We start from the raw sequence: 24,535 nt of genomic DNA, 5'->3' as shown, positions 1-24,535 counted from the left end.
AACCCAACTCTGCCTGAAGCAGGGCTGGCGCGACCGCACGGCGGCCGCGGCCGCGCACCACAAGGCGGCCGAACCGGCATCTACCACGGTCCCGCACGAGAGGACAGCTCTCGGCGCGCTCCGTGGAGGCCCTCCGCGTGGTGGCGCGCTACCAGGCGGCAGAAAGGCCCGGACCGTGGCGACCACGGTCACCGACCGCTCCCAGGAGCGGCCCGACGCAGGTCCACCGCCCCGTCCCGGATACGGACAGCTGCTGCGCACGCGCGGCGCCTGGACGTTCCTGCTGCCCGGGTTCCTGGCCCGGCAGCCGTTCGCGATGCTCACCATCGGCATCCTGCTGCTGGTCGAGCACACCAATGGTTCGTACTTCCTCGCGGGCACCGTGTCCGCGACCGCGGGCGTCTCCATGGCCCTGTTCGCCCCGCAGAGCGGCAAACTCGCGGACCGCTTCGGGCAGCGCGCGGTGCTGCTGCCCGGAGTGGTCGTGCACGCCTCGGCGATCGCCCTGCTGACGGCGCTGGCACTGCTCGACGCGCCCCTGTGGGCGCTGTACGTCGCCGCCGTGCCGGCCGGTGCGTCCGTACCGCAGATAGGCCCCATGGTGCGGGCGCGGTGGGCCGCGAAGCTGGACGGCTCGCCCCTGATGCCGACGGCGGCGGCCTTCGAGTCGGTCACCGACGAGTTCACCTTCGTGATCGGGCCGGTGCTGACGACGGCGCTGTGCACCGGTGTGCACCCGGCCGCCGGGCTCGTCGCGGAGGCGTCCCTGACGCTCGTCGGCGGGCTGCTCTTCGCCTTCCAGCGGCGCACTCAGCCCGCGCCGAACCCGCGCGGTTCCGGCGAGGCCGAGGGGCGCACGTCGGCGCTCTCCGTGCCGGGCGTGCGGGTGCTCGTGATCACCTTCCTCGGCATCGGGTCGGTCTTCGGCGGCATGCAGGTCTCGCTGACCGCGTTCACGCAGGAGATCGGGCAGCCGGGCATCAACGGCCTGCTGTACGGGACGTTCGCGGCCGGCAACATGATCGCGGGCGTGGTCTGCGGCGCCATCGCCTGGAAGGTCACCCCGCAGCGGCGGCTGCTGACGGCCTATCCGCTGCTGGTGCTGGCCACGTCCCCGCTGTGGGCGCTGCACTCGGCGCCGCTGCTCGGCGGGGTCGGGCTGCTGGCCGGGCTGTGCATCGCGCCCGCGCTGATCACCGGCTACACCCTGGTGGAGTCCCTGGTTCCGGCGACTGCCCGCACGGAGGCATTCACCTGGCTGACCGGCGCGGTGGCGCTGGGGCAGGCGCTGGCCGCGACGGTCGGCGGCCAGCTCGTGGACGCGGGCGGCTCCAAGGCCGGATTCCTGGTGCCCCTGGGCGGTACGGGACTGGCGGTTCTGGTGTTGTTCGCACTGCGCCGGCACCTCGCGACGGAGGACGACGGCGCGCGCGTCGCCGCCGGGCCGGAACGTGGGGTCGGTCACCGCGAGGCCGTCTCAGTGGACTGAACGGCCGGAATACTGCACTATGGAGCGTCGTTAGCACTCATCGAGTGAGAGTGCCAGGAGGAGCAAGTGCCGACCTATCAGTACCAGTGCACCGAGTGCGGCGAGGGCCTCGAGGCGGTGCAGAAATTCACCGATGACGCCCTTACCGTGTGCCCGAACTGCGAGGGACGCCTGAAGAAGGTGTTCTCGGCGGTCGGCATCGTCTTCAAGGGATCCGGCTTCTACCGGAACGACAGCCGCGGCTCGTCGTCCAGCAGCACGCCGGCGAAGGCGGGCGCGTCCGGCTCCGGGGACTCCTCGGGCAAGAGCGACAGCGGCTCCTCCGCTTCCTCTTCTTCGTCCTCGGACTCCTCCTCGTCGTCGTCTTCGTCGTCCTCCTCGTCCTCGTCCGGGGCCTCCACGTCCTCGTCGAAGTCGTCGAGCGGCTCGGCGAGCAGCTCCGCGGCCTGACGCCCGCGTTCGCTTTCCTCCAGGGCCCCGCCGGTTTCCTCCGGCGGGGTCCTCGGCGTGCCCGGCGCGGGCTACTGTGATCGCCATGGCGAACGCAGAAATCGGGGTCATCGGCGGGTCGGGCTTCTACTCCTTCCTGGACGACGTGACCGAGATCACGGTCGATACTCCCTACGGACCGCCGAGCGACTCGCTCTTCCTCGGCGAGATCGCGGGCCGGAAGGTCGCTTTCCTGCCACGGCACGGCCGCGAACACCATTTGCCACCGCACCGCATCAACTACCGCGCCAACCTGTGGGCCCTGCGTTCCGTCGGCGCGCGCCAGGTGCTCGGGCCGTGCGCGGTGGGCGGGCTGCGCCCGGAGTACGGGCCGGGGACGCTGCTCATACCGGACCAGCTCGTGGACCGTACGCAGTCGCGCACCCAGACCTTCTACGACGGCGAGCCGCTGGCCGACGGCAGCACGCCGAACGTCGTGCACCTCTCCTTCGCCGACCCGTACTGCCCCGCCGGGCGGCAGGCGGCCGTCGCGGCGGCGCGCGGGCGGGACTGGGAGCCGGTGGACGGCGGGACGCTCTGCGTGATCGAGGGGCCGCGCTTCTCCACCCGGGCCGAGTCGCGCTGGTACGCGGGGCAGGGCTGGTCGGTGGTCGGCATGACCGGGCACCCCGAGGCCGTGCTCGCCCGTGAACTGGGGCTCTGCTACACCTCGCTGACGCTGGTCACGGACCTGGACGCGGGGGCCGAGACGGGCGAGGGCGTCTCGCACGAGGAAGTGCTGCGGGTCTTCGGGAAGAACGTGGGGCGGCTGCGCGAGGTGCTGTTCGACGCGGTGAGCGCGCTGCCCGCTACGGCCGAGCGCGGGTGTCTGTGCGCGACGGCCCTGGACGGCCTGGAAACCGGAATTCAGCTTCCTTGATCCCTTCCTCGCGCCTTTCTTGACCCCCGCTCGACACCCTCGCGAGTGGTGAGGTTTTCCACAACCGGCGAGTAGTCCACAGCCCTGAGCGGAATGCGCCGGAACACGTCATCGTGGTGCGTGTTCCGGCCCAGTTTCCCAGGTCAGGCGGTGGTTGCCGTGTCGTTCACCTCGTCGTCGTTCACCTCGCTCACCTTCCCTTCCACTCCCCCGCCGTGCGCGGTGCCCGCCTTCGCCCCGGTCCGCATGGGGCGCGGCGGCCACCGGCTGCGGCGGGCGCTGCGGCGCCGGCGGCGGGCCGTGTCCGCGGGGCTGGCGCTGGCGGCCGCGGCCGCTGCGCTGGCGGTCACCGGGCTCGATCCGGGCGCGGGAGCAGCCGCCTCCTGCGCCCCCGCCGACGCCCCGGACACTTCCGGCGCTGCTTCAGGCCCTCCCGGTGCTGCTTCAGACTCTCCCGGCGCTGCTTCAGGCGCCTCCGGCGCTTCCGACGCGGCGGGGCGGTGACGTCGTGCCCAGCCATGGCCCCGCGCTGAACGCCGCCCATATCCGTACGCACGCGCTGAGGGGTAACTGCTTCGAGTTGCTCGACTGGACAGCCCTCCCTCACCCTGTCCTATGTTGCGGAGCGAATTGTTCCGGGAATGACGCGTGCAAAGAGAGGCTGCTCGGTGAGCGAGAACAAGACAGGAGTCCTTGGCGGCTTCAAGGAATTCCTGATGCGCGGCAACGTGATCGAGCTCGCGGTTGCCGTCGTCGTCGGCGCTGCGTTCACCAACATCGTCAATGCCGTGGTCAAGGGCGTTATCAACCCGATCATCGGCGCTTTCGGCACCCAGAATCTGGATCAGTACTCGACCTGCCTCACCACCTGCGTGAAGAAGGGCGGCGAGTACACGGACGGCGTCTACATCCTGTGGGGCTCGGTGATCAGCGCCGCGATCACTTTCCTGATCACAGCGGCCGTCGTCTACTTCCTCATGATCCTTCCGATGAACAAGTGGAAGGCGCGGCAGGACGCCAAGAAGCCGGTGGACGACACCCCGGCGGCGGCGACCGAGGTCGAGCTGCTGGCGGAGATCCGCGACGCCCTCATCGCCCAGCGCAATGGCTCCGCCGCGGAGCACATCACGCAGCAGAAGACGCACGCGTCACAGAACTCGCAGACGTCGCAGAACTAGCACCGCCCTGGCCGCCGCCCGGCGGGGCGGCAGTCGGCGGGGCGGCAGTCGGCGGGGCGGCGGCCGGAAGCTCGGGGGCTTCGCGGGCGGCTACGGCCTCACAGGTGGTGGGGCGGCTTCTCGTCGAGAAAGCGGGCCAGGTCGGCGGCGCTGTCGCCGCTGCCGGCCGGGGCCCGCTCGCCCCAGCCCTGGTCCGTATCGTCCGCGGACTGCTGCGCCAGCGGGTCGTCGAAGACCAGGGCGGGGTTCGGGTCGCGCGGCGCGGGGGCGGTGCTCATGGTTCCAGGGTACGGCCGGGACGCGGGAGCGGCGGCGGGGCTCCGCCACGGGGAGCGCGCCATGCGGCCGACGCGCCCGGATCACGGGATACAGCCGATGTGCATGACAAGCTGACCCCGCGGTACGCGCCGCCTGTCCCCGCCGCACGACCCAAGAGGCACGCATCCGATGAGCGAACACTCCCCCGCGCCCGAAGGCCCCTCCACCTCTCCGCCGTCTCCGGTGAGCCGGGCCTCCGGCCTGGTCCGGAGAATGACGGCACGCAGCCGCGACGAGGAGCACCGCGCCGCCACCAACCTGGAGCTGCTCTTCGACCTCTGCTTCGTGGTCGCGGTGGCCCAGGCGGGGACCCGGCTGGTGCACGCCCTCGCCGAGGGCCACACGGGGACCGGGGTCACGGGGTATCTCTTCGTCTTCTTCGGCATCTGGTGGGCCTGGATGAACTTCTCCTGGTTCGCCTCCGCCTACGACTGCGACGACGTCCCGTACCGGGTGCTGACCCTGGTGCAGATGGCGGGCGTGCAGGTCTATGCCGCCGGGGTGCCGCGCGCCTTCGACGACAACGACTGGACCGTCGCCGTCATCGGCTATATCGCGATGCGGCTGGCGCTCACGACGCAGTGGCTGCGGGCGGCGCACTCCGAGACCGGGGAGGCGCGGCGCACCGCGCGGCTCTACGCGACGGGGCTCACGATCTGCCAGGTCGGCTGGATCGCGCTGCTCTTCGCGCCCGGCGATACGAAGAAGTGGCTGTTCCTGGTGCTGGTCGTGGCGGAGCTGGCGGTGCCGGTCGTCGCGGAGCGGCGCCACCGGACGGCCTGGCACCCGCACCACATCGCCGAGCGGTACGGCCTGTTCACGATCATCGTCCTCGGCGAGACGATCTCGGCCGGGACGATCGCCGTGCAGTCGGCCGTCGACGAGAACGACGCGCTGGGCGAGCTGCTGCCCATCGCGGCCGGTGGGCTGCTCATCGTCTTCGCGGCCTGGTGGATCTACTTCGCCGTGCCCATCCACAGCCATCTGAACACCAACCGGGAGGCGCTCCCCTGGGGCTACGGCCACTACTTCGTCTTCGGGTCCGCGGCGGCGATCGGCGCGGGCATCGAGGTCGCGGTGGAGGAGGCGGTGGGCAAGGCGCACATCTCGACGGCCGCCGCGTCCGCCGCGGTGACGGTGCCCGCCGCGATCTTCATGATCACGGTCTGGCTGCTGCACTCACGGCACTACAAGGTCACCCGCACACAGCAGCTCGTACTGCCCGTGGCCGCGCTGCTGGTCCTCCTATGCACCTTCGCGGGGTCGGCGGCGGTGCTGCTGGCCGGGGTGGTGTGCGCGCTGACGGTGGGGGTCGGGCTGCTGCTCGACCAGCGGAATCCGGCCGAGGCCGGATAAGGCGGCCGGGCCCCGCCCCCACCACGGCGCCCATCACCGCACCCATGACGGCACCCCCTACAGCGCCCACTACAGCGGGCCGTGCCTGCGTGATACGGATGGCTGCCATGACTGACGCTCTGACAGATGCCCTCACGGATGTGCGCGGCCTGCGGGTCGGGCACGCGCAGCGGACCGGTGACGGATGGCTGACCGGCAGCACGGTCGTGCTCGCCCCCGAGGGCGGGGCGGTGGCCGCCGTGGACGTACGCGGCGGCGGGCCGGGGACACGGGAGACCGATGCGCTCGATCCGCGCAATCTGGTGCAGCGCGTCGAGGCGGTGGTGCTGAGCGGCGGCAGCGCCTTCGGGCTGGATGCCGCGTCCGGGGTGGCGGCCTGGCTGGAGGAGCAGGGCCGCGGCTTCCGGGTCGGCCCGGACCCGGCGCAGGTGGTGCCGGTCGTACCGGCCGCGGCCCTGTTCGACCTGGGGCGCGGCGGCGACTGGCGGGCCCGCCCGGACGCCGGGTTCGGGCGGGAGGCCGTCGCGGCGGCGGCCCGTACGGAACTGGGCGCGCCCGTCGCCCTGGGCTGCGTCGGCGCGGGCACGGGCGCGGTGGCGGGCGGGCTCAAGGGCGGCGTCGGGTCGGCGAGCACCGTCCTGCCGTCGGGGGTGACGGTGGCCGCGCTGGCGGTGGTCAACGCGGCCGGTTCGCTGGTCGATCCGCTGACGGGGGTGTTGTACGCGCAGCTCTACGACGGCCATGTCGCCTATCCGCCCGAGGAGCGGCTGGCCGCCGCGCACCGGGCGCTGGCCGAGGCGAAGGAGGAGTCGGCGCGGCGTTCGGCGGCGTCCGCTCACCCGCCGCTCAACACCACTCTCGCCGTCGTCGCCACCGATGCCGTCCTGACCCGCGCCCAGGCCCAGAAGCTCGCGGGCACCTCCCATGACGGGCTGGCGCGGGCGGTGCGGCCCGTGCATCTGCTGTCCGACGGGGACACGGTGTTCGCCCTGGCGACGGGCGATCGGCCGCTGCTGCCGGAGGGCACGGACCCGGCGTTCGGCGTCCACCTGGAGGCGGGCGCGCTCAACGACATCCTCGCGGCGGGCGCGGACGTCGTAACGCGATCGGTGGTCAAGGCGGCGCTCGCAGCGGAGAGCGTGGACGGGCCGGGCGGGCGCTTCCCCTCCTACCGGGAGTTGTACGGAGCCTGAGAGGGGAGGTCGGAGGGGTGGGGGGCGGGGGCTGGGGGCTGACGGGGGGGGCGGTCCGCTGGTCCCTCCCCTTCCCCCTCCGTCCCCTCTCCTCTCCGGTCTCCCCTCCCCCCTCTGCCTTCCCTCCCCTCCCCCAGCCCGCGACCCTTACTTCGGCTGGTCGATCCGGATCTTCGACTGGCCGTGCTTGCGGGTCTCCCAGTCGTCCATGAACCGGCCGCGCAGGCCGTGCTTCTCTGCCAGTGCGACGAGGGTCTCGGTGCGGTAGTAGAAGTCCTCGCGCAGTACCTGGTGTTCGGCGCCTTCGGTGCGGTCGAAGGTGAAGTCGAAGAAACCGCCGGGGGCCAGGACGCGGCCGACGTGGGCGAAGCACTCTTCGATGACGGAGATCGGCGAGTGGGAGAAGACGCTGTGCGCGTGGACGACGTCGAAGTGGTCGTCGGGGAGGAAGTCCAGGGTCAGGTTCTGGGTGATGGTCAGGTGCGGGAGCTTGTTCTGGAGCCCGTACGTGGTGAGGGTCTGCTTGGCGGATATGAGGATGTCGGGGGAGATGTCGATGCCGTAGTAGTGGCCCGGGTCGAGGTAGTCGATGAAGCGCCAGCCCGCGCGGAGGTTGCCGCAGCCGATGTCGAGCATGCGGTGGGCGGGGGTCAGCCCGTGCTCGCTGAGGTAGTCGAACTGCATCTTGCCGAGTGCCAGCCACCGGTCGTGGGTCTGGCTGCCGACGGCGGCCTCGGGGTTGCGGCTGGTGTCGGAGGCCATGACCGCGCGGTAGTAGTCGACGTGGTTGGGGTGCTTGACGCGGAGCCAGCTGTCGCGGGCGGTGCGCTTGAGATAGGGGGCGATGCGGGCCGGGTTGCTCACCGCGTAACGCACCTTGTGCGTGAGGCTCGTGCGGTTTTTGAGCATGGCTTTCGATGACGCCACGGGTCTGACCTCCGTAGGGGACGGCGGGGGACGGTGGGGACAGTGGGAAACAAGGGATGAAATGCGGCAGGTGAGGGCGGTATGGGCGGAGAAGGGATAGGGAAAGGGGGCTGCTCGTCACACGTGTCTGGCGCGTAGCCAGCGGATGGTGAGGACGGTCAGCGCGAGTGCCAGGCCCAGCAGGATGGCCGTCTCGATCCACTGGAGGGGCCAGAAGTCGCTGCTGGGGTGCACCTTGTGGAAGCGCGCCACATAGCCGTGTTCGGCCATGCACTGCTTCAGTTCGGCGCCGGAGTAGGGGCAGTTCATGATCCCTTCCTCCGCTCCGGACGGCTTGATGTAGCCGAACTGGCCCGTGGACCAGGCGCTGCCGACCGGGATCTTGGGGACCATGCCGGGGGTGACCCGGGCCGTGGGCGACAGCCAGTCGGGGCGGACGAAGGTCAGGGCGAGCCGCACCACTGCGACCGAGGCCAGGGCGATGCCCATGGCGGGCAGCATGCGACGCGTCAGCAGTCCGGCCGCAGTGCCGGCCGCGAGGCCGAAGAGGGCGCAGGCGATGGCGGCGGGGCCGGTGGCGTTGAAGATGTAGCCGTCGTACCAGTACGGGCCGTCGAGCATGTTGGCGATCGGCGACCACCACCAGGCGACGAGGGCCGCGAGGACCGTGGAGCTGACGACCGCGCACAGGGCGGCGAGGCCGAAGCGGGCGGCGAACCAGCGGAGGGGGTCGACGCCCTGGGTGAGCGCCAGCCTGAAGGTGCCGTTCTCCAGCTCGCGGCCGATCAGGGGCGCGCCCCAGAAGGCGCCGATGAGAGCGGGGAAGACCATGCTCAGCGTGGCGAGGGCGCGGATGGGGTCGCTGTTGTCGCGCAGCAGCCGCTCGGTGGCCTGGGTGCCGCAGCCGCCGTTCCAGCCCTTGCAGATGGTGATGTGGTGATCGTCGATGAACGCCAGCATCTCCGTGCGCCGGAACCAGACATACGCCGAGCAGGCGAGCAGGGTGAGCGTCGCGACGAGGATCAGGGTGCGCTGCTGCCGCCAGGCGAGCCAGTGGGCTCCCCTCATGCCGCCTCCTCGGCCGGGCAGCCGGGGGCGGTGCGGGGCGCGGGCGGGACGGGGGCGCGGAGATAGCCGAGCAGCAGGTCTTCCAGGGAGGGGGTTTCGGTGACCCACCGCCGGTCGACGAGGTCGGGCTCGCGGACCAGGGCCGTCACCTGGCGGCCGGTGAGGGCGGTCTCGACGACCGTGGCGCGGTCCACTTCGGGCGGCAGGCCGTCGTCCGCGCCGTCGTGGGCGCGGCCGGTGATCAGTGCGTGTGAGTCGCGCAGTCGCTGGGCGTCGCCCGCGAGCCGGACGCCGCCGTGTTTGAGGAGGAGCACGTGGTCGCAGACGTTCTCCAGTTCGGAGAGGACGTGCGAGGACATCACGACGGTGATGCCACGCTCGGCGGCCTCGGCCATCAGCAGACCCATGACCTCGTGGCGTACGAGCGGGTCGAGGTCGGCGAGCGGCTCGTCGAGCAGCAGCAGTTCGGGCCGCTTGCCGAGGGCGAGGGCCAGGGCGATGCGGGTGCACTGGCCCTGCGAGAGGGTGCCGACCTGGGTGGGGAGGTCGATGCCGCCCGCGCGGACGATGCGTTCGGCAGTGGCCTGGTCCCAGGTGCGGTTGAACTCGCGGCCGAAGCGGAGCGTGTCGGCGACGGAGAAGCGCGGGTAGAGCGGCTTGTCCTGGGCGAGGAAGGCCGTACGGTCGCGGGCCTCGGCGGTGCCGGGGGCCGCGCCGAAGATCCGCAGTTCGCCGGTGGTGGGCCGGAGCAGGTCGGTCGCCAGATGCAGCAGCGTGCTCTTGCCGGCCCCGTTGGGGCCGACGAGGGCCGTGATGCGGCCCGCGGGAAGCTCGAACGCGCAGTCGCGCAGTGCCCAGCCGCTCCGGAACTTCCGGCCGAGCCGCGTCGCCCGTAGCGCCATGGGGGCGGTCGGATCGGTCACGTGGCTTCCTCCAGAGACGCCGGGTGCAGGGTGGTGCTCGCGCCCGCGAGGGAGCCGGGCGCGGGTGGCGGCGGGGGCGGGCCGTAGCTCCGGTCCAGGGCGGCCCCGGTCATCGCGGCGATGTCGTCGCGGTCGAGTCCGGCCTCGCGGGCGCGGTGGGTCCAGTCGGCGAGTTCCGTACGGAGCGGGGCGTCGGGCGCGGCCTCGGGGCGGGAGAGCGAGCGTTTGACGAACGTGCCCTGGCCGGGGCGAGGTTCGACGAGGCCCTCTCGCTCCAGTTCGCGGTACGCCTTGAGCACGGTGTGGGGGTTGATCGCGAGGGCGGCGACCACGTCCTTGGCCGTCGGCAGCCGGTCGCCGGGCTCCAGCATCCCCAGCCGCAGCGCCTGGCGGACCTGGTTGACGAGTTGCTGGTAGGCGGCGACGCCGCTGCGCCGGTCGATGCGGAACGCGATGGTCTGCATATGTCCGCCTCCCGCCTCTCGCCTCGCACTCGCACGGCGCGCAGCCACTCGTGCCTCGCCCGGCCAACGTCGTTTCACTAACCTGTTAGTGGAATGATGCGGATAGGCGCCGACCTCGTCAAATCCCGCCGCCTGCGGAGCGCGGACGGAGCGCGGGCAGAGCGCGGGCGGGATGCGGGCGGAGCGCGGACGGAATGCGGACGGAATGCGGACGGAATGCGGGCGGAATGCGACGAGCCCCGTGCCGCCTGTCGGACTACGGACAGGCGGCACGGGGCTCGAAGAGGACCGATGGATCGTTCGGCGGACCGACGGACCGACGGACTGACGGACCGACGGACCGCTGGATCGGTGGACCACCGGGTTGGCAGACCGCTGGAGCGGTGGACGCCGGGGTCAGGGGTGGAAGGGGGTCTTCCACTGGCGTACGAGATCGGCGAACGCCTCGCGTTCGGCGGGCGTCAGCTCCACGCTCTCCATCGGATGCGGGGTCGCGGGCATCGAGGGGGCGGCCGGCCCCGCGGAAGTCTCCGGCGGCGAGGCCGCTGTCGGGGGTGTCTCGGCGGACTGGCCCGGCCCCGCCCAGGGAAGCGGCGACGCGGCGCCCCGCCGTGCGTTACGGACCAGTCCCACCACCAGGAAGACGATGGAGGCGAGCAGCACGGCCAGGCCGATCTGCTGAGGAAGCGCGTCAGCGGCGAACATATCGCCAGTTAACACCAGCCCCAGGACTTTCGGGAGGGGCCAAGGGACCCGGAATTGACACCGGATTTGGCACCGGAATCGGCACCGGGCTCGGCACCGAATCCGGCATCGGAACGGCACCGGAATCGGCACCGGATCTGCCTCCGAACCGGCACCGGCCGCACCCGCCCCACGGCACGCCCCCACCCGCCCCGCGGAACGCCCCACCGCACGCCCCGCGCCTCCCGCCCCGTATCCCCCACCGCCCCCGTGAGACCCGCCAGTTGGACGTAATGTGCCCGCAGCGGATGATTCGTCCGCGGCATGTCTAGGGGAGTCTCATGACCATCGACTACACCAAGCGCCCCACCGCGCCCACGATCGACTACACCAAGCGCCGCGCCGCCCCCACCCCGGCGATCGACCTCAGCAAGGTCCAGTCCGCGGCGCCCAAGCTGGTCGATCTGTACAAGTCCGCCCGCGTCTCCCTGGAGAAGGCCGGGATGGCGGGCCGGCGGGCCGCGGTCTATCTGGTCCTGGACCGCTCCGGCAGCATGCGCGGCTACTACAAGGACGGCAGCGTCCAGCACCTCGCCGAGCGGGCGCTGGGGCTGTCCGCGAACCTCGACGACGACGGCACCGTACCCGTGGTGTTCTTCTCCACCGAGGTCGACGGGATCGCCGAACTCGGCCTCGGCGACTACGAAGGGCGCGTCAACGCGCTGCACGACGGCTACGGGCACATGGGCCGCACCAACTACCACCTGGCCATGCAGGCCGTCATCGACCACTACGCCGAGTCCGGCGCCACGGACCCCGCCTTCGTCATCTTCCAGACCGACGGCGGCCCCTCCTCCCGCGCCGCCGCCGAGCACGTCCTGTGCACGGCCGCCAAGCTGCCGATCTTCTGGCAGTTCGTGGCGTTCGGAAACCCGGGCGACAAGCAGTTCGACTTCCTGCGCCGCCTGGACGACCTGCCCGTGCCCGCCAAGCGCGTCATCGACAACGCGGGGTTCTTCGCCGCCGGCGCCGACCCGCGCGCCCTGTCGGACGCCGAGCTGTTCCACGAGCTCACCGAGGAGTTCTCGTCCTGGATAACCACCGCGACGGAGGCCGGCATCATCCGCTGACGCCCGGCGCTCATGGCGTCCTCGGCGTCCACGGCGTCCAAGTCACGATCCAGGTCACGCTCTGTCCTCATGGCCCGGCATGCTGGGCGCCATGACCGACACCCCTGGCCGCCTGCTGAATCTGCTCTCGCTGCTCCAGACGCCGCGGGAGTGGCCGGGCAGCGAGCTCGCCGAACGGCTCCGGGTCAGCGTGCGCACCATCCGCCGCGACATCGACCGGCTGCGCGAACTGGGCTATCCGGTCCAGGCCACGCTGGGCTCGGTCGGCGGCTACCGTCTGGTCGCCGGGACCGCCATGCCGCCCCTCGTCCTCGACGACGAGGAGGCGGTGGCCATCGCGGTGGGGCTGCGTACGGGCGCGAGCCATGCCGTCGAGGGCATCGAGGAGGCGTCCGTACGGGCTCTGGCCAAGCTGGAGCAGGTGCTGCCCGCCCGGCTGCGGCACCGGGTCGGCACCCTCCAGGCGGCGACCGTCGCGCTCGCCCTCGACGGCGGCACGGCGGTCGATCCGCAGGCCCTGACCGTCATGGCGGCCGCGGCGATGAACCACGAGCGGCTGCGGTTCGGCTACCGGGCGGCCGACGGGGCCGAGACGAAGCGGCACGTCGAGCCGTACCGGCTGGTGTGCACCGGGCACCGCTGGTACCTCGTCGCGTACGACGCCGACCGCGCCGACTGGCGCACCTTCCGCGTCGACCGGCTGCGGGAGCCGCGGGCGACGGGCGCCCGGTTCGCGCCGCGCGAGCTGCCCGCCGCGGACGCCGCCGAGTTCGTCGCCCGCGCGCTGACCGGGACGCGTCCGGGCCCCGAGGCCGTGGTGACACTGCACGAGCCCGCCGAGGCGCTGGCGGGGCGGCTGCCGGAGTCGTTCCAGCTGGTGCCGCTCGACGAGCACAGCTGCCTGCTGCGCACCCACGACGCCGACCTCGCATGGCAGGCGCTGCGCCTGCTGCTGCTCGGCTGCGACTTCGAGGTGCACGAGCCGCCACAGCTGATCGAGCTGCTGCGGGAGCTGGGCGGGCGCATCACCCGCGCGACGGGTACGGGCACGGGCACGAGTACGGCTACGGACGCGAGTACGGGTACGGGCACGACCGCACCCGACACGGCCTGATGACGCGACCACGTGACCACGCCACCACCAAAGGCCGCGCACGGGTACCCGGAAAACCCGGGACACCCGAAAAAAGGGGGAGCCCCGGCGCAGGGGGGGGTGGGCGCCGGGGCTCGTTCATGGGGCCGGCCGACCCGCTCTCGTGGGCCGGCCGATGTGAGGCTCGCGCGGAAGGCGGAGCGCGGAAAGCGCTTACGCCGCCGCGTCGAAGCCGGTGTCGTGGGCCATCTTCTTCAGCTCCAGCAGCGCGTGCTTCTCGATCTGCCGGATGCGCTCGCGCGTCAGGCCGTGCTGCTTGCCGACCTCGGTGAGCGTGCGCTCGCGCCCGTCCTCGATGCCGTACCGCGCCTTGATGATGGACGCGGTGCGGTGGTCGAGCCGGCCGATGAGGTCTTCCAGCTCCTCGCTGCGCAGCAGCGTCAGCACGGACTGCTCCGGCGAGACCGCGGAGGTGTCCTCCAGCAGGTCGCCGAACTGCGTCTCGCCCTCGTCGTCCACCGACATGTTCAGGCTGACCGGGTCGCGGGCCCAGTCGAGCACGTCCGAGACGCGCTCCGGCTTCGTGCCGAGCTCGGCGGCGATCTCCGTGTGCTCGGGGTCGCGGCCGTTCTCGCGGTTGAACTCGCGCTGCACGCGCCGGATGCGGCCCAGCTCCTCGACGAGGTGCACGGGCAGCCGGATCGTACGGGACTGGTCGGCGATGGACCGCGTGATGGCCTGCCGGATCCACCACGTCGCGTACGTGGAGAACTTGAAGCCCTTCGCGTAGTCGAACTTCTCGACCGCGCGGACGAGGCCGGCGTTGCCCTCCTGGATCAGGTCCAGCAGGGGCAGGCCGCTGCGCGGATAGCGGCGGGCGACGGCGACGACGAGGCGCAGGTTGGACTTGATGAAGACGTCCTTGGCGCGGGCGCCCTCGGCGGCGATGGCCTCGAGCTCCTCGCGCTCCGCCTTGACGGCGCTGTCCTCTTCGATCTGGCCGTCCAGGATCTGCTGGGCGTAGACGCCCGCCTCGATGGTCTGGGACAGCTCGACTTCCTTTGCGGCGTCGAGCAGGGGCGTACGCGCTATCTCGTCGAGGTACATGCCGACCAGGTCGCGGTCGGCGATCTCTCCGCCTACAGCGCGAACACTGCTTACCCCGTCAGTACCCTTGCTAGCGGTCTGACGACGGGCGACGGCACGGGTTGCCATGCGTGCTCCCTTGCGATGAGTCGGTCGCGGGATGGGGTGCGGAACTCCCTGCCGGGTGCCCCGTCCGATGGAAAGAACGACTGGAATCCGGACAGAATTCCCAAGCCGCGCTCATATTTTTGTGATCATGCAGTACCCTGTGCCGCCACAGAGGGGAGTCCCGTGGCCTCGGAACCACAGGAAGTGCAGGTCAGACCGGGCGTCGCCGGGGACCTCGGCGCGCTCACCGACCTCTACAACCACTACGTCCGTGAGACGCCGATCACGTTCGACACCACCCCGTTCACACCGGAGGGACGCCGTTCCTGGCTGCTCTCCTACCCTGAAGACGGCCCGTACCGCCTTCTGGTTGCGCAGGAGTCACGGGGCGGCCCGATTCTGGGCTACGCCACCAGCGGCCGGTTCCGCGCGAAGGCCGCCTACGGGACCTCCGTCGAGACCACCGTCTACTGCGCCGCCGACGCGGGCGGGCGCGGCGTCGGGACGCTGCTGTACAAGGCGCTCTTCGAGGTCCTGGCCCAGCAGGACGTGCACCGCGCCTACGCGGGGATCACCCAGCCGAACGAGCCCTCGCACCGGCTGCACCGGCGCTTCGGCTTCGAGCCGATCGGCACGTATCACGAGGTTGGCCGAAAATTCGGCCGTTATTGGGATGTGACCTGGTACGAGAAGAGGCTGTCCGAGGGCGCGAGCTGACCGGCGCCGGATCACCGCCCGCGATCGCCCCCTGTTCCGCCTGACGGGCCCCCTCCGCTTGACGGGCCCCCGCTCCGGTTGACGGGCCCTCCGGACGGGTGTGCCCTGGACATGACGGCTTGAGGACATGAGGAGGGGCCTGCGGAAGGAGCCCGCCATGCAGACATCCGCCCACCACCACGGCGCGACATCCGCCCGCCCGCAGCACCGCCCGCACGTAGCGGCCGGCGTCGCCCTGCCGGTCACCGCGGCCGTGGTCTACGGCCTGTACGTCCTCTTCCTCGACCACAGCAACGGCAGCTCCTGGGGCCGCGCCGCGCTCCTCGCGCTGGTGGCGGCCGTGGTCACCGGCGCGCTCGGGCTGCTGCTGGTGCGCCGCCGCGCGGCCCTGCCGACGGAGGTGCGGGCCCTCGCGTTCGGCGCGCTCTTCGGCTGCGCCATGGGCTTCCTCTACAGCCTGACCGGCCCGTCCGTGCTGCGCTCCGTCACGATGGGGCTGGTGCTCGGCGGCGCGCTGGCCCTGGTCTCCCTGTACGTCTTCCGCGCCCACGAGCCGCATGTGACGCGCTGAGCGCACGATGACGCGCCCACGACCCGCGCTGAGCAGGAATGAGCGAGGGATGAGTTCGGGATGATCGCAGGGCCATAGTCCCTGGTCCCGTCCGCCCGAGGGCGTAGGGCCGCCGACCGTTACGGACCAGGTGACCGCCGACCTAGCCTCGGCCCATGGAGATCAGGAGCGGGAACGGGCACGGGCACGGGAACGGGAACGGCGCACTCGACGAGGCCCTTGAGCGGCTGCACGCCTCGGGACCGGAGTTCAACGGATATCTGAGCAACCACGGCCCGATGGCCGTCGAGGCGATGGCCCGGCACGGCCGATCCGCCGCGGTGCACCGCTGGCTCGACGCCTACGAGACGCGGCTGGACGAGGTCCCCGGCGCGCGGGCCCGGATCACCGACGCCGACTGGCGCGAGGCGCTGGGCGACATCGGCCGGGTCGCGGACTGGACCGCGTACATCGGCGAGCAGCTTGCCGAGCGGCCCTGGCGCGAGGTGCTGGCCGAGTGGTGGCCGCGGCTGCTGCCCGGCATCGCGGGCGCCGCCACGCACCCGGTCATCCGGGTGGGCCACGCGGTGCGCACCCTGCTGGAGGACGGCGAGGACGCGCCGCGCCGCGCGGAGCTGGCGCACGCCATCGGCTACTGGGCCGCCCGCCATCTGACGCTGCCCGTGACCGTGCGCCCCTCGGGCGGCGCGTCGCCCGCCGCGGCCCTGGCCGCCCTTCCCCGCATCGCCGACCAGAAGGTGAGCGTCCGCGCCGGCTACGCCCAGCTGCCCGCCACCTCCGGCTGGCTGCCGGCCGTCGACTCGCTGCGCGTACCGGAGGACCCCGAGGCGGTGCGCGAGCAGCTGACCGCGCTCGTACGGGCCGCCACCCTCAACTACGGGGACTACGGGCACGGCAACGGCATCATGCTCGTGCACGCCGCGACCGCCCCGAACGCCGTGCTGCGCACCCTGCCCGCCCTCCCCGAGGAGCTGTGGGGCGCCTCGCTCGCCACGGCCTGGGCAGCCACCGCCGCGGTCACCGCCGTCTACGCGGCCGACGCCCCGCGCCCCTCCCCCGACGCGTCGTCACTCACGCCTCAGGAGGTCTTCGAGCGGGCGGTCGCGCACGGCGACGAGCACGCGATCAAGTTCGCGGACACCGCGCTGGACGTGGCGGCCGGGGCCGAGGACGGCGACACGCGCGCCCTGTCGGCCGCTCTGAACGCCATGCGGCTGATCGACCCGGAAGACGGCTGACGACTGACGACTGACGACTGACGGCCCCGGCAGGGTCCCCTGCTGCCGACGGCCCCGGCAGCAGCCCTACTGCTGACGGTCCCGGCAACAGCCCTTCTCACCCGAACTGGAGCGAACGCTTCGCCAGCCCCATCCAGAAGCCGTCGATGACGCTGCGCGCCCCGGCGAGGTCGCCGGCGGCGTCGGCGGCTCCGAGCGTGACGAACAGGGGCGCGAAGTGCTCGGTGCGCGGGTGCGCCAGGCGGCCCGCCGGTGCCTTGCGCTCGAAATCCAGGAGCTCGTCCACGTCCCCCGCCGCCAGCGCCCGGTTCCCCCAGTCGTCGAACTCGGCCGACCACGAGGGCGGCAGCGGCCCCGCGTGGCGGAGCGCGGCGAGGTTGTGGGTGAAGAAGCCGCTCCCGACGATCAGCACGCCCTCGTCGCGCAGCGGCGCGAGGCGGCGGCCGATGTCCATCAGTCGCCGCGGGTCGAGGGAGGGCATGGAGACCTGGAGCACGGGGATGTCGGCGTCCGGGTACATCTCGACGAGCGGGACGTACGCGCCGTGGTCCAGGCCCCGGTCGGGGATGTCCTGTACGGGCGTGCCGGCCGCGCGGAGCGTGGCGCGCACCCGGTCCGCGAGGCGGGGCGCGCCGGGCGCCGCGTACCGCACCCGGTAGTAGTGCTCGGGGAAGCCCCAGAAGTCGTGGACGAGCGGCACGGTCTCGGTGGAGCCGAGGGCGAGCGGCGCCTCCTCCCAGTGCGCTGAGATCATCAGTATCGCGGTGGGCCGGGGCAGTCCGGCGGACCAAGCGGCGAGCTGGCCGGGCCACAGCGCGTCGTCGGCGAGCGGCGGCGCACCGTGCGAGAGATAGAGGGCGGGCATACGCCCGCCGGTCGCGGGCGCGAGCGCGGCGGCGGCCTCGGATGCGGGAACGGTGGCGGACACGTGCCTCTCCAAGATTCCGGGTACTTGAACTCTCAAGCTAGTAAGCGCACTCTAACCCGGAAATGTTTAACCTTCAAGAATCCAGCTTCGAATGAAACAGTGGACGTCATGACGAACCAACCCGCGGCAGAGACTCGCTGGCTCAATGACGAGGAGCAGAGCATCTGGCGCGCGTACCACCACGCCTGGACCCTCCTAGAGGACCACCTCGACCGCCAGCTGCAACGCGACGCCGGGATGCCGCACATCTACTACGGCCTCCTCGTCCTGCTCTCCGACGCCCCGCGGCGCCGGATGCGCATGACCGACCTCGCCCAGAACGCCAAGATCACCCGGTCCCGCCTCTCGCACGCCGTCTCGCGCCTGGAGAAGAACGGCTGGGTGCGGCGCGAGAACTCGCCCGACGACAAGCGCGGCCAGCTCGCCGTCCTCACCGACGAGGGGTTCGAGGTCCTGAAGGCGAGCGCGCCGGGCCATGTCGCGGCGGTGCGCGCGGCCATCTTCGACCGGCTCACCCCGGAACAGGCCAGGTCGCTCGGCGAGATCTGCCGGGTGATGGCCGAGGGCCTCCAACCGGAGGGCGCCGACCTGCCCTGGCTGCGTTAGCGCGCGGCTACCGCACGGCAAGGCCGTACGGGCGTGACACCCCCGCATGCCCGTAACGCCGCCGCACGGCCCGTACGCCAGCACCCCCGGCGTACGCCCGTAGCGCCCCGTACGCCCGTAGCGCCGCGTACGCCCGTGCCGACGGCCGTAGCCCACGCACGCGGAAGGCCCCTGCTGCGCAGGGGCCTTTCACGTGTGTACGAGCGAGCCTCGCCCCCGTACGGATCGGGTCAGTGCGCCATCACCGGAATGGCGTCCTCCAGCGCGGCCTCGCCGTCGCCGGAGCCGGCCTGGGCGCCGCCCTGACGGCCGGCGTTGACGAGCGTGAACGCGATCGCCGAGGACAGCAGGAGGATGCCGAACGCCCACCAGATGGCGGTGGAGGTGCCGTGCATCATGGCGTTGAGCTTGAGCGCCTGCACGGACGCGGGCGTCGTGGCGGAGGCCACGTGCGACGTCGCGTACGCGGTGGTGGCGCTGGCCGCCACGGTGTTCAGGAGCGCGGTGCCGATCGCGCCGCCCACCTGCTGCGAGGTGTTGACCATCGCGGAGGCGACACCGGCGTCACGCGCCTGCACGCCGTGCGTGGCCAGGCTCATGGCCGGCATGAAGGCCGTACCCATGCCGAGGCCCATCAGGACCAGGCCGGGCAGGATCAGCCCCGGGTACGAGCTGCCCGCGCTGAGCTGGGTCAGGATCAGCAGGCCGATGGAGGCGACCAGGAAGCCCGGCCCCATCAGCAGCCGCGCCGGGACGCGGGTCATCAGGCGGGCGCCGATCTGCGTCGAGCCGGTGATCATGCCCGCGACCATCGGGAGGAAGGCCAGCCCGGTGGTGACCGGGGTGTAGCCCTTCACGACCTGGAGGTAGTAGGTCAGGAAGAGGAACAGGCCGAACATGCCGATGACGGCGAGGCCGAGCGCGAGGTAGACGCCGCCGCGGTTGCGGTCGAGCACGACGCGCAGCGGCAGCAGCGGGCTCTTCACCCGCGACTCGACGGTCACGAAGGCGGCGAGGAGCACGACGGCCGCGACGAACAGGCCGACGGTGATGCCGGCGCCCCAGCCGTCGGACTCGGCGCGGGTGAAGCCGTAGACCAGCGAGACCAGGCCGAGGCTGGCCAGGATGACGCCGGGGATGTCGAGCTTGGAGGGGTTGCGGCTGCCCGCGGGCTCACGGATCACGAAGATCGCGCCGGCCGCGGCGACGGCGGCGAAGGGGATGTTCACGAAGAACGTCCAGCGCCAGTCCAGGTACTCGGTGAGCACGCCGCCGAGGAAGAGGCCGATGGCCGCGCCGCCGCCGGCGATGGCGCCGAAGATGCCGAACGCCTTCGCACGCTCCTTGGCCTCCGTGAACAGCACCGCGAGCAGGGAGAGCGCGGCGGGCGCGAGCAGCGCGCCGAAGATGCCCTGGAGCGCGCGGGCGCCGAGCAGCATGCCGGTGTTGTTCGCGATGCCGCCGAGGGCGGAGGCGATGGCGAAGCCGACGAGGCCGATCAGGAAGGCCCGCTTGCGGCCCCACAGGTCGGCGACGCGGCCGCCGAAGAGCAGCAGCCCGCCGAAGGCGAGTGCGTAGGCGGTGATGACCCATTGCCGGTTGCCGTCCGAGATGCCGAGGTCGGCCTGGGCGGAGGGCAGCGCGATGTTCACGATGGTGGCGTCGAGGACGACCATCAGCTGGGCCAGCGCGATGAATATGAGCGCTTTCCAGCGCCGGGGATCGAGTTGACGGACGGTATCTGGCATGGGTGGAGCCGCCTAGCGGTGCGGAGGGTGGAAAACGGGACACAGGACACGACGTGCGCCGGGTGCCGGACGTGACACAGGACGTGCGGCGTACGACGGGTCCGTTGAACTGAAACGCTATGGACGTCGATTGTTGCGGAGGGGTCTGACAACAGGGTCGGGACGGATCGCTCGGACAGGGGAGGGGAGCCGGATCATGGCGTGCGGCGCAGGTCCTCCAAGGTCGCGGCGGCACCGCTGAGTTCGGAGCGGGCCGGGGTCATCAGGCCGTCCAGGAACAGCTGGAGGTGCCGGTGCACGAACTGGTCGAAGTTCAGACAGCCGCTGCCGGGCAGCGGCCGGGTGAGCTGCGTGAGGGCCACCATCAGATCGCCGACGTCGATGTCGGAGCGGAGCGACCCCGCGTCGCGGGCGGCGCCCATCAGCGCCTCGATCGCCCGGTCCAGGCGATCGCGCGCCTCGGTGAGCTCCGGGTGGTCGTGCTCGACGCCCTCGGCGAGCAGCGGGCACAGGGCCCCGATGCGCTCGTCCGCCGCGGCGTGCACGAAGCGCCTCAGCGCCAGGAAAGCATCGGGCTCCTCAGCTCGTACGCGTTCGGCCTGTTCCGCGATGCGGGACATGACCGAGAGGGTGACATGGTGGATCAGTTCGGACCGATCCGCGAAGTGCCGGTACAGAGTGGCATTGCCCACCCCGGCCCGTCGAGCGATTTCATCGAGCGGGACCTCGACCCCGTGCTCGACGAGCGTCTCGCGCGCCGCCGCGATGATCCGCTCGCGATTGCGCACGGCGTCGGCGCGGAGCCGGGGGTGCGCGGGCTTCGCGGCGGTGGTGGCGGCGGTGGCTGCCATCGGGGCGTTCCTTTCGCTGGTTCGACTGGTCGACTGGTTCAGCCGATTCGGCTGTTGCAGCTGATTCGGCTGGTTCAACTGGTTGCGCTGCTCGCGTCGCAGGCATGGCCGCGAGTTCACGTGCGCGTCGGCCCGCGGACACGGTCCGGGCCCTGCGGTGCGGTACGGGGATTTCCGTACGTATTGGTAACTTCGCCCCCTGGAACCGGGGACCGACTCCCCGGTTGTGCGGGACGTATCTGTAAACGGGGAGGGGCTCCCCGGATATTTCACCGGACGGGTGTGACCTGTGACACATCCGGCAATTCCGGCATGACGCGCCACATCCACCCCCCGCGAGACCCCCGCAAGACCCCGCGAGAACCTCCGCAAGACCCTCGCGGACACACCCTCCCGCTCACCCTCCCACTCACTCGTCCGCCGTAACCGAACAAGCGCGCGGACACTCTCCGGAACAGGGTGAACACAGAGAGCGCCCGCGTTCAGGCGGCCGCTCCCGCACCCCGAGGTGATCGGCATGCCCCACATAGCCTCCGCGCTCGTGGCCACGACGGTGACGACCGCGCTCGCCCTCCCGCTCACCGCCCCTGCCGTCCCCACCGCACCTGTCGCCCCTGCCGCCTCCCATGCCTCCACCGCTTCCAAGCCCGCGGTGCCCGCGCCCGCGTCCACGCCGCCCGCGGCCCGGCCCGGCGCCCGTGCGGCGCCGAACGCGGCGGCCGCCGCCGACCGCCCGTACGGCCCGTGCGCGCTCACCGGCATCCGGGACCACGTCTCCGAGGTCGGGCGCACGCCGCCGGGGTACGCGCGCTCCAGCGGGACGGTGCGCGCCATCACCCTCTTCATCGACTTCCCCGACGCACCGGCCGCCGGCACCGTGGCCGAGCGCTACGGCGAGTTCTTCCCGCGGGCCGCGGACTACTTCCGGGCCGCCTCGTACGGGCGGCTGGACTACCGCGCCACCGCGTACGCCCGCTGGATCCGGATGTCCCGGCCGTTCGCCGCGTACGGCATCGGCCGCGGCACACCCTTCGACCCCGCCTCGGACAGCGGCTACTACGCGATATCCAAGGAGATACTCGCCGCCGTCGACCGCGATATCGACTTCAGCCGGTACGACGTCATCAACGTCCTGGCCACCCCCAACGCCGGGCCGCCCGCCACCGAGTCCGTCCTGTCCGTCACCTTCAGCGGCGGCCCGATCGGCCTCGGCACCGACGACGGCGTCCCCTTCACCAACGCCTCCTTCATCTGGAGCCGGCAGACCGGCGACAGCGCCTTCCGGGTCCTCGACCACGAGGCCGCACACTCCTTCGGCCTCCCCGACCTCTACTACACCGGCGGGAAGAAGCGGCCGCCGCCCGTCGGCCACTGGGACCCCATGGACGAGGACTGGGGGCCGTCCGACGACTTCCTCGCCTGGCACAAGTGGAAGCTGGGCTGGCTGCGCGCCGGGCAGGCGCACTGCGTCTCGCGCCCCGGCACCAGTACTCACACCCTGACGCCCACCGCGGTCGCGGGCGGCGCCAAGCTCGTCGCCGTTCCGGTCTCCGCCGGCCGCGCCATCACCGTCGAGGCCCGTGACCAGGGCCCCCTCGACCCGACGGTCTGCCGCCCCGGCGTGCTCGTCGCCTCGGTCGACGCCACCGCGGCCACCGGCGCCGGCCCGGTCCGCGTCGCGGACGCCACGCCCGGCAGCGCGGGCTGCGCCACCGAGGACCCGAACGTGAACGCGGAGCTGAGCGACGCCACGTACCGGGCGGGCCAGACCTTCGCGGCCGAGGGCGTGCGCGTCGAGGTGCTCGGCCAGGACGGCGCGGGCCGCTGGCGCGTGCGCGTCACGTCGGAGCGCTGAACGGGCCCGCCGCGCCCCGCCCGCCCCTTCGCGCCGCCACTCCCCCGCGCCTCCGCCCCCACCGCTCCCCCTCCACAACTGCGCACCCCACACCTCCGCACCGTCGGACCGGAAGGGAACCGTCATGGACCCCAGCCGCCCCCCGATACGCGCGCCGCGCCGCGGCGGCGTCCTCGCCGCGACCGCCCTCCTCGCCGCCGTCGCCGCGACCGCCGCCGGCTCCTCCCCCACGGCCCCCGCCCCCGCCGCGCCGGGCTCCTCCGCCGCCGGGCACCGGCCGGGGACCGGCCCCCGCCCCGGCGCCGCCGTCCCGTCCGGGGGCGGGTCCTGCGCCCTCGCCCCCGGCGCCGGGACGCAGATGTCCGAGGGGCTGCCCACCGCCCCCGGCTATGTGCGCGGCACGGGCACGGTCCGCGCGCTCACCCTCGCGATCGACTTCCCCGACGCCCACGGGCGCGGCACGGCGCGGCAGCGGTACGCGGAGTTCTTCCCGCGGGTCCGGCAGTGGTTCAAGACCGCCTCGTACGGGCGGCTCGACTACCGCCCCGCGCTGCCCCTCACGCACTGGCTGCGGATGCCGCACCCCTTTCGCTCGTACGGGATCGAGCGCGGCTCCACCTTCGAGCCGGGGTACCGGCGGCTGCTGCGCGACCTCGCCCGCGCCGCCGCCGCGTCCCGCCCGGCCGTGGACTTCGCCCCGTACGACCTGGTGAACGTCCTGGTCACGCCGAACGCCGGGCCGCCCGCCACCGACACCGTGCTGTCCGTCACCTTCAGCGGCAACGCCGACGCGCCGAGCGCGGGCGGCGTGCCGCTCGCCAACGTCTCCTTCATCTACGGACGGCAGACCGGCCCGAGCGCCTTCCGCGTCCTCAGCCACGAGAACGGCCACGTCTTCGGCCTGCCCGACCTCTATACGGACGCCGAGGGCGGCAGCCTGGCCGGGCACTGGGACCTGATGTCGGAGGACTGGGGGCCGGGCAACGACGTCATGGCCTGGCACAAGTGGAAGCTGGGCTGGCTCACCGCGCGGCAGGTCCGCTGCGTCGCCGGGCCCGGTACGCGCACCGAGCGGCTCGCCCCGCTGAACGCGCCCGGCGGCGGCGCCCGGCTGGTGTTCGTACCCGTGACGCGCCACAGCGGGTACGCGGTGGAGGTCCGCCGCCGCGAGGGCAACGACGAGTCGGTGTGCCGGCCCGGCGTGCTCGTGTCCTGGGTGGACACGTCGGTGGACACGGGCGGCGGGCCGGTGACGGTCGTGGACTCCACGCCGCGCAGCGGCGGTTGCAGCCGTTCGTCCAATGTCGACGCGGAGCTGTCGGACGCGGCGTTCGCGCCGGGCCAGTCGTTCACCGACCGGCGCCGCGGAATCCGGATCGAGGTCTTGGAGGGGGGCGGGGACGGGGGCGGTCATGGGGACGGTGACGGGGACTACCGGGTGCGGGTCGTCCGGCGCTGAGCCCCGCCGGGGGCCGAGAGGCAGGGCCAGCCGGGACTTTCGCCCCTTTTACCCCTCTCCCGAGCGGGCAGGTGTGCCGAAGACGGAGTGATCGAATCCGAATCGGCATCCGGCCCGGACGCGAATACAGACGCGCGTCCGGACCCGGATCCGAACCCGGCATCGAACCGGACCGA

At 72.3% G+C, this 24,535-nt stretch carries 25 protein-coding genes; 14 read left to right on the top strand and 11 right to left on the bottom strand.

Features of this window, described 5'->3' with window-relative positions; translation table 11 throughout:
• The first annotated feature begins 175 nt into the window (after positions 1-175).
• The 3 genes from AB0I49_RS27170 (at position 176) to AB0I49_RS27160 (ending at position 2,858) form a co-directional block, all read left to right on the top strand.
• Positions 176-1,489 (top strand): MFS transporter, encoded by a 1,314-nt coding sequence (locus tag AB0I49_RS27170; RefSeq protein ID WP_363229721.1) that lies wholly within the window; start codon positions 176-178, stop codon positions 1,487-1,489.
• Positions 1,490-1,555: 66 nt separating this feature from the next.
• Entirely contained in the window at positions 1,556-1,939 is a 384-nt protein-coding gene (locus AB0I49_RS27165) for an FmdB family zinc ribbon protein (RefSeq protein WP_363229720.1), read from the top strand.
• A gap of 85 nt (positions 1,940-2,024) precedes the next feature.
• Positions 2,025-2,858: an S-methyl-5'-thioadenosine phosphorylase gene (locus AB0I49_RS27160; RefSeq protein WP_363229719.1), complete on the top strand. Its 834-nt coding sequence runs from the start codon at positions 2,025-2,027 to the stop codon at positions 2,856-2,858.
• Positions 2,859-3,001: 143 nt separating this feature from the next.
• Here the strand turns inward: AB0I49_RS27160 and AB0I49_RS27155 are convergent, their stop codons facing one another.
• Positions 3,002-3,208, bottom strand: a complete 207-nt coding sequence (locus tag AB0I49_RS27155) for a hypothetical protein (RefSeq protein WP_363229718.1) — start codon at positions 3,206-3,208, stop codon at positions 3,002-3,004.
• A 318-nt stretch (positions 3,209-3,526) separates the two neighbouring features.
• Here AB0I49_RS27155 and mscL point away from each other — a divergent pair, with 318 nt between their 5' ends.
• Positions 3,527-4,036, top strand: coding sequence for a large conductance mechanosensitive channel protein MscL (mscL, locus tag AB0I49_RS27150; RefSeq protein ID WP_363229717.1), 510 nt, complete (start codon positions 3,527-3,529; stop codon positions 4,034-4,036).
• A 98-nt stretch (positions 4,037-4,134) separates the two neighbouring features.
• On the opposite strand, the gene AB0I49_RS27145 is transcribed toward mscL, so the two are convergent.
• Positions 4,135-4,314, bottom strand: coding sequence for a hypothetical protein (locus tag AB0I49_RS27145; RefSeq protein WP_363229716.1), 180 nt, complete (start codon positions 4,312-4,314; stop codon positions 4,135-4,137).
• 253 nt (positions 4,315-4,567) lie between these two features.
• Between AB0I49_RS27145 and AB0I49_RS27140 the strand changes: the two genes are divergently transcribed.
• Positions 4,568-5,710, top strand: a complete 1,143-nt coding sequence (locus AB0I49_RS27140) for a low temperature requirement protein A (RefSeq protein ID WP_363229715.1) — start codon at positions 4,568-4,570, stop codon at positions 5,708-5,710.
• 107 nt (positions 5,711-5,817) lie between these two features.
• Positions 5,818-6,903, top strand: coding sequence for a P1 family peptidase (locus AB0I49_RS27135; RefSeq protein WP_363229714.1), 1,086 nt, complete (start codon positions 5,818-5,820; stop codon positions 6,901-6,903).
• A 147-nt stretch (positions 6,904-7,050) separates the two neighbouring features.
• On the opposite strand, the gene AB0I49_RS27130 is transcribed toward AB0I49_RS27135, so the two are convergent.
• The 5 genes from AB0I49_RS27130 to AB0I49_RS27110 form a co-directional block, all read right to left on the bottom strand.
• On the bottom strand, positions 7,051-7,812 hold the full coding sequence (locus AB0I49_RS27130) for a class I SAM-dependent methyltransferase (protein WP_363229778.1): 762 nt from the start codon (positions 7,810-7,812) through the stop codon (positions 7,051-7,053).
• 135 nt (positions 7,813-7,947) lie between these two features.
• Positions 7,948-8,898, bottom strand: coding sequence for a transporter (locus AB0I49_RS27125; RefSeq protein ID WP_363229713.1), 951 nt, complete (start codon positions 8,896-8,898; stop codon positions 7,948-7,950).
• Positions 8,895-9,821 carry an ABC transporter ATP-binding protein gene (locus AB0I49_RS27120; RefSeq protein WP_363229712.1) on the bottom strand — a complete coding sequence of 309 codons (927 nt, stop codon included), beginning with the start codon at positions 9,819-9,821 and terminating at the stop codon, positions 8,895-8,897. Before AB0I49_RS27120 ends, AB0I49_RS27125 begins: the two co-directional genes overlap by 4 nt.
• On the bottom strand, positions 9,818-10,285 hold the full coding sequence (locus AB0I49_RS27115; RefSeq protein WP_363229711.1) for a GntR family transcriptional regulator: 468 nt from the start codon (positions 10,283-10,285) through the stop codon (positions 9,818-9,820). The genes AB0I49_RS27120 and AB0I49_RS27115 overlap by 4 nt, the downstream gene beginning before the upstream one ends.
• A gap of 396 nt (positions 10,286-10,681) precedes the next feature.
• Complete coding sequence (locus AB0I49_RS27110) at positions 10,682-10,990, bottom strand: hypothetical protein (protein WP_363229710.1); 309 nt, start codon at positions 10,988-10,990, stop codon at positions 10,682-10,684.
• 320 nt (positions 10,991-11,310) lie between these two features.
• On the opposite strand from AB0I49_RS27110, the gene AB0I49_RS27105 reads away from it, so the two are divergent.
• Both AB0I49_RS27105 and AB0I49_RS27100 read left to right on the top strand, forming a co-directional pair.
• The gene (locus tag AB0I49_RS27105) at positions 11,311-12,099 is read left to right on the top strand and encodes a VWA domain-containing protein (RefSeq protein ID WP_363229709.1); all 789 of its coding nucleotides are present in this window, start codon (positions 11,311-11,313) and stop codon (positions 12,097-12,099) included.
• 91 nt (positions 12,100-12,190) lie between these two features.
• On the top strand, positions 12,191-13,213 hold the full coding sequence (locus tag AB0I49_RS27100) for a YafY family protein (protein ID WP_363229708.1): 1,023 nt from the start codon (positions 12,191-12,193) through the stop codon (positions 13,211-13,213).
• Between the two features lie 192 nt (positions 13,214-13,405).
• Here AB0I49_RS27100 and AB0I49_RS27095 read toward each other — a convergent pair whose 3' ends face one another.
• On the bottom strand, positions 13,406-14,407 hold the full coding sequence (locus AB0I49_RS27095; protein ID WP_363229707.1) for a sigma-70 family RNA polymerase sigma factor: 1,002 nt from the start codon (positions 14,405-14,407) through the stop codon (positions 13,406-13,408).
• Positions 14,408-14,569: 162 nt separating this feature from the next.
• Here AB0I49_RS27095 and AB0I49_RS27090 point away from each other — a divergent pair, with 162 nt between their 5' ends.
• The 3 genes from AB0I49_RS27090 (at position 14,570) to AB0I49_RS27080 (ending at position 16,912) form a co-directional block, all read left to right on the top strand.
• On the top strand, positions 14,570-15,103 hold the full coding sequence (locus AB0I49_RS27090; RefSeq protein WP_363229706.1) for an N-acetyltransferase family protein: 534 nt from the start codon (positions 14,570-14,572) through the stop codon (positions 15,101-15,103).
• 157 nt (positions 15,104-15,260) lie between these two features.
• Positions 15,261-15,674: a hypothetical protein gene (locus AB0I49_RS27085; RefSeq protein ID WP_363229705.1), complete on the top strand. Its 414-nt coding sequence runs from the start codon at positions 15,261-15,263 to the stop codon at positions 15,672-15,674.
• Positions 15,675-15,829: 155 nt separating this feature from the next.
• A complete protein-coding gene (locus AB0I49_RS27080; protein WP_363229704.1) occupies positions 15,830-16,912 on the top strand; it encodes a hypothetical protein in 1,083 nt (360 codons plus the stop codon).
• A 97-nt stretch (positions 16,913-17,009) separates the two neighbouring features.
• Here AB0I49_RS27080 and AB0I49_RS27075 read toward each other — a convergent pair whose 3' ends face one another.
• Complete coding sequence (locus tag AB0I49_RS27075; protein ID WP_363229777.1) at positions 17,010-17,777, bottom strand: class III extradiol ring-cleavage dioxygenase; 768 nt, start codon at positions 17,775-17,777, stop codon at positions 17,010-17,012.
• A 171-nt stretch (positions 17,778-17,948) separates the two neighbouring features.
• Between AB0I49_RS27075 and AB0I49_RS27070 the strand changes: the two genes are divergently transcribed.
• Positions 17,949-18,446, top strand: a complete 498-nt coding sequence (locus tag AB0I49_RS27070) for a MarR family transcriptional regulator (protein WP_363229703.1) — start codon at positions 17,949-17,951, stop codon at positions 18,444-18,446.
• Between the two features lie 230 nt (positions 18,447-18,676).
• Here the strand turns inward: AB0I49_RS27070 and AB0I49_RS27065 are convergent, their stop codons facing one another.
• The gene (locus AB0I49_RS27065) at positions 18,677-20,194 is read right to left on the bottom strand and encodes an MFS transporter (protein WP_363229702.1); all 1,518 of its coding nucleotides are present in this window, start codon (positions 20,192-20,194) and stop codon (positions 18,677-18,679) included.
• Between the two features lie 194 nt (positions 20,195-20,388).
• On the bottom strand, positions 20,389-21,045 hold the full coding sequence (locus tag AB0I49_RS27060; RefSeq protein WP_363229701.1) for a helix-turn-helix domain-containing protein: 657 nt from the start codon (positions 21,043-21,045) through the stop codon (positions 20,389-20,391).
• Between the two features lie 517 nt (positions 21,046-21,562).
• On the opposite strand from AB0I49_RS27060, the gene AB0I49_RS27055 reads away from it, so the two are divergent.
• On the top strand, positions 21,563-22,900 hold the full coding sequence (locus AB0I49_RS27055) for a M6 family metalloprotease domain-containing protein (RefSeq protein WP_363229700.1): 1,338 nt from the start codon (positions 21,563-21,565) through the stop codon (positions 22,898-22,900).
• A 124-nt stretch (positions 22,901-23,024) separates the two neighbouring features.
• Positions 23,025-24,359, top strand: a complete 1,335-nt coding sequence (locus AB0I49_RS27050) for a M6 family metalloprotease domain-containing protein (protein WP_363229699.1) — start codon at positions 23,025-23,027, stop codon at positions 24,357-24,359.
• The last annotated feature ends 176 nt before the right edge of the window (positions 24,360-24,535 follow it).

Origin of the sequence: Streptomyces sp. NPDC050617 (assembly GCF_040654795.1) — a bacterium.
Taxonomy (GTDB): domain Bacteria; phylum Actinomycetota; class Actinomycetes; order Streptomycetales; family Streptomycetaceae; genus Streptomyces.
This window is presented reverse-complemented; position numbering and strand designations above follow the sequence as displayed.

Bases quoted from the DNA above. Each gene is read 5' to 3' on its own strand.
- AB0I49_RS27105 (WP_363229709.1), top strand. From the start codon at position 11,311: ATGACCATCGACTACACCAAGCGCCCCACCGCGCCCACGATCGACTAC.
- AB0I49_RS27070 (WP_363229703.1), top strand. From the start codon at position 17,949: ATGACGAACCAACCCGCGGCAGAGACTCGCTGGCTCAATGACGAGGAG.
- AB0I49_RS27125 (WP_363229713.1), bottom strand. From the start codon at position 8,898: ATGAGGGGAGCCCACTGGCTCGCCTGGCGGCAGCAGCGCACCCTGATC.
- AB0I49_RS27130 (WP_363229778.1), bottom strand. From the start codon at position 7,812: ATGCTCAAAAACCGCACGAGCCTCACGCACAAGGTGCGTTACGCGGTG.
- AB0I49_RS27115 (WP_363229711.1), bottom strand. From the start codon at position 10,285: ATGCAGACCATCGCGTTCCGCATCGACCGGCGCAGCGGCGTCGCCGCC.
- AB0I49_RS27095 (WP_363229707.1), bottom strand. From the start codon at position 14,407: ATGGCAACCCGTGCCGTCGCCCGTCGTCAGACCGCTAGCAAGGGTACT.
- AB0I49_RS27055 (WP_363229700.1), top strand. From the start codon at position 21,563: ATGCCCCACATAGCCTCCGCGCTCGTGGCCACGACGGTGACGACCGCG.
- AB0I49_RS27140 (WP_363229715.1), top strand. From the start codon at position 4,568: ATGACGGCACGCAGCCGCGACGAGGAGCACCGCGCCGCCACCAACCTG.
- AB0I49_RS27075 (WP_363229777.1), bottom strand. From the start codon at position 17,777: ATGCCCGCCCTCTATCTCTCGCACGGTGCGCCGCCGCTCGCCGACGAC.
- AB0I49_RS27060 (WP_363229701.1), bottom strand. From the start codon at position 21,045: ATGGCAGCCACCGCCGCCACCACCGCCGCGAAGCCCGCGCACCCCCGG.
- AB0I49_RS27080 (WP_363229704.1), top strand. From the start codon at position 15,830: ATGGAGATCAGGAGCGGGAACGGGCACGGGCACGGGAACGGGAACGGC.
- AB0I49_RS27135 (WP_363229714.1), top strand. From the start codon at position 5,818: ATGACTGACGCTCTGACAGATGCCCTCACGGATGTGCGCGGCCTGCGG.
- AB0I49_RS27050 (WP_363229699.1), top strand. From the start codon at position 23,025: ATGGACCCCAGCCGCCCCCCGATACGCGCGCCGCGCCGCGGCGGCGTC.
- AB0I49_RS27065 (WP_363229702.1), bottom strand. From the start codon at position 20,194: ATGCCAGATACCGTCCGTCAACTCGATCCCCGGCGCTGGAAAGCGCTC.
- AB0I49_RS27110 (WP_363229710.1), bottom strand. From the start codon at position 10,990: ATGTTCGCCGCTGACGCGCTTCCTCAGCAGATCGGCCTGGCCGTGCTG.
- AB0I49_RS27145 (WP_363229716.1), bottom strand. From the start codon at position 4,314: ATGAGCACCGCCCCCGCGCCGCGCGACCCGAACCCCGCCCTGGTCTTC.
- AB0I49_RS27160 (WP_363229719.1), top strand. From the start codon at position 2,025: ATGGCGAACGCAGAAATCGGGGTCATCGGCGGGTCGGGCTTCTACTCC.
- AB0I49_RS27100 (WP_363229708.1), top strand. From the start codon at position 12,191: ATGACCGACACCCCTGGCCGCCTGCTGAATCTGCTCTCGCTGCTCCAG.
- AB0I49_RS27085 (WP_363229705.1), top strand. From the start codon at position 15,261: ATGCAGACATCCGCCCACCACCACGGCGCGACATCCGCCCGCCCGCAG.